At 37.0% G+C, this 3,678-nt stretch carries 1 protein-coding gene; it reads right to left on the bottom strand.

The window, feature by feature from the left end; all coding sequences use genetic code 11:
• Window positions 1-45: 45 nt before the first annotated feature.
• Complete coding sequence (locus CDG77_RS33965) at window positions 46-3,585, bottom strand: cadherin domain-containing protein (RefSeq protein ID WP_094333541.1); 3,540 nt, start codon at window positions 3,583-3,585, stop codon at window positions 46-48.
• Window positions 3,586-3,678: the final 93 nt, after the last annotated feature.

Below are 3,678 nucleotides of genomic sequence, written 5' to 3'. Positions count from 1 at the left end.
ATTTTTTGAGGAGATTTTGAGCCATATATTATGTATGAAGAAATATCACCTCAAAACACCCAAAGTCAACACCCTAGTTACTGTCCAACCAACGGTTACACTTGCTGGGTCGCCGATAGTTAAAATAGGTGCTGTAACATTAGAAACTGCTAAGTCTGCGTAGGGCGCTAGTTCGATTTGTAGTTGTTGAAAGACGATGTTTTGTTCTGCATCTTCTGTATTGTTAAGCTCATTAACACTGTTGTTAGCATCAGTGATTATATATAGGTACTTTGTACCGCTAATATTTATAGGTAATTTAATGTTTAACCCTTCACTGTAGCTTGTTTTTGCTACTAGCCCGCCTGTATGTGTTACTTCTTTGATAAAATCGTTGTTATTGGGAGTAAATGTTTCTGGGGGTGCATCTGATAGGTAAATGCGGTCAACCCAAGTGTCCAATGTAGTGTCTGCACCTGCATTCTTTACGTCCCATTCTAAGGATATTATATCACCCGATGTTGCTCTTAATATTGTTCCACTAGTTATTGGGATCTCATTCAGTTTGGTGATGTTTGGTACTAGGTCAATTTCTTTGAGATTAATAACGTTAATGTTGAAATTTTGCTCGTGAGTTAAACCGCCTATATCCTGAGTTCTAACAGTAATTATATGGTTGGTGTTTTGCTCAAAATCTAATAAAGCGCTATTGGCAACTATTAATTGATTATTTACAATCCCAAAACGCCCGTCAGCGTTATTGAGTAATGTGTAAGTATGACTATCATTTCTATCTGCATCGGTTGTGGTAAATGTTGCAATCAGTGTACCATTGGAGCTATTCTCGTTAATGCTGTTATTGCTTAACTGAATTGCTATTGGTGCTTCATTGACATTCTTGATAGCAATGCTGAATGTTTTTTCAAAACTTAAGCTACCCGCATCTGTAGCTTTTACTCTAACTGTGTGGCTAGTATTATCTTCAAAATCTAATAGACTACTATTAGCAACTTGTAATTCATTGCCAACTATTTTAAACCTACCACCAGCGTCATTGACTAATTCGTAGAGATAAGTATCAAAACCATCTAAATCCAGAGTATTTAAAATTCCAATTACAGAGCTATTAGAGCTATTTTCATTAATTTGATTATTGTTAATTTGAATATCAAACGGAGCTTCATTAACATTATTAATATTGATTTCCAAAGTTTGATCTAGACTTAATCCTCCTTTATCTACAGATTGAACGATGATGTTATAGGTTTTCTGCTTTTCAAAATCTAATAATCCTCCATTTGCAACTTTTATTTGGTTCCCGTCTAAGAAAAAGCGACCACTTGCACTATCTAATATTTTATAAGTATGAGTTTCATCCAAATCGGCATCAATAGTACTTAGTGTGCCAATTAGTGTTCCGGTCAAACTATTTTCATCAATTTTATTATTGCTTAATTTCACCTCTGTAGGTGGATTATTGTTGAGATCCAAAAATTGGATAGCTTGGGCAAAGACGTTGTTATTTTCATCTCCTTCTAATTGGTAATATTTTTCATCAGTAACAAATAGTAGGTATTGGTTGCCTGTAGCTGTTTTTGGTAGGGTAATTGTATGATCTACGGTATACTTTGCATTAACTGCTAGTAGAGTTTGTTTTGATACACGACTGAGGAAAGTATCTGTCACATCGAAAGTATTATCTTCAGACAGATAAATCGCATCATACCAAGTTGTTGCATCTGTTACGTCGTTGCCTTGATTTTCTACTGTCCAACTGACACCAATGCTAGAACCAGGTTTTATGATTGTTTTTACATCTACACCAGTTATCTTGAAATTAGGTAACTGATTATCTTCAATAAAGGTACTATTAGAAGTGTCAAAGGTTCCTCCATTTTGCTGAATAGTTCCTGCTGCTTTAATAAATTTACCACCGTTAAAGTTCACTCTACCTTGTCGAAGATCAACTGTACCAGTGTTGTTGAATACGGAGTTGTAAAAAGTAGTTGTTCCGGTACTATCTGATTTGATGAAGGTACCGCTATTGTTGAAGGTAAGATAGTAGAGCCTCTGGTCATTCTTAACCTCAAAGATTCCTTGATTATTAATTACCTCACCAGTACTTGTATCATCAGCTTCAATATAATAATTATCACCATACCAAGTAATTGTACCTTGGTTGTTAAGGGTAATCTTATTTCTTAGGTATTTATAATAACCGTTAGTGATATTCAGAGTTGCTTCAGCAGCAATGTTAACTATTCCTGGGCCACTAAGTACCCCCGCATACAATTGATTATTTTGTCCTTTGAGGGTGACTGTTCCGGTAGTATTTAATGTTCCATTATTAAGGATAAAGTCATTGTTAACAATTACCGTTCCGGTAGTGTTCAATGTTCCACCACTGATGACTAGATTTGCCAGATTCACTGTTGACTGATTGAAGTTAACATTACTTCCAGTAACCAAAATTGTTCCTGTATCAGTGAAGCTAGTATCATCAGCAAAGTTATAGCTAGTACTCAACTCAGCAGTGGTATTGGCAGCTAGTTTGAAAGTCCCACCATTACTGCTACCACCACCTCTAAAGTTCACTCTACCTTGACGCACGTCAACCGTGCCAGTATTGTTGAATGTCGAGTCGTAAAAAGTAGTTGTTCCGGTACTATCTGATTTGATGAAAGTGCCACTATTATTGAAGGTAAGGTAGTAGAGCGTCCGGTCATTCTTAACCTCAAAGATTCCTTGATTATTAATTACCTCACCTGTACTTGTATCATCAGCATCAATATAATAATTATCTCCATACCAAGTAATTGTACCTTGGTTATTGAGGGTAATCTTATTTCTTAGGTATTTATAAGAACCGTTAGCGATATTCAGAGTTGCTTCAGCAGCAATGTTAACTATTCCTGGTCCACTAAACGTCCCTGCATACCATTGATTTTCTCGTCCTTTGAGTGTTACTGTTCCTGTTGTGTTTAATGTCCCGTTACTAAGAATGAAGTCGTTATTAATCGCCCCTTCCCCAAGGATTGTTAAACTACCACCAGAAATAACCAAATCTTCTTGAATTGTCAGCTTGGCAATTGATGTTGAGCCTTGACGAAAGGTAATCATAACCTCTTGTGGCACATCAATCACAACTTCATCTGTAGCTCCTGGTAATCTCCCCGTACTCCAATGAGTTAAATCGTCCCAATAACCGCTGCCACCAACCCAATAAACTATATTAGAGCTAGAAACATTAGTATCTAAAGTATCGAAATTTGACTCTGCTAATTCAGAGGATATCTCATGAGTAGAATGAATATCCTCCCAAGTGGGAAGACGCCGCACCCCTATCGGTAGTGTAGCGCTCATCACTGAAGTACCGTAATCTACATGAGATAGACCAAGTGCGTGTCCCATTTCATGAACGATGACGCTCAGTAAATCAACTTTTCCCTCTACTGGACTATTTTCAATTGGGTTAAACTCTGAATCGTCCTCTGGAGTAGGATCTATAAACCAGCCGATACCAGCAGCATTTTGGTCAAGAGTAATAACATTCCCGTCGGTCAAACCTAACTTCAAACTAGGTAGGTCAGCGATCGCTAATTGCACTTCCTTGAGAATACCTTAGACATCTCCAAAATACTAACATTCTGTGGTAAAAGAACATCAGAGAGTTTTTTGACACAGAAATATGAGCGACAT

It is taken from the genome of Nostoc sp. 'Peltigera membranacea cyanobiont' 213 (assembly GCF_002245975.1).
Lineage (GTDB): Bacteria > Cyanobacteriota > Cyanobacteriia > Cyanobacteriales > Nostocaceae > Nostoc.
This window is presented reverse-complemented; position numbering and strand designations above follow the sequence as displayed.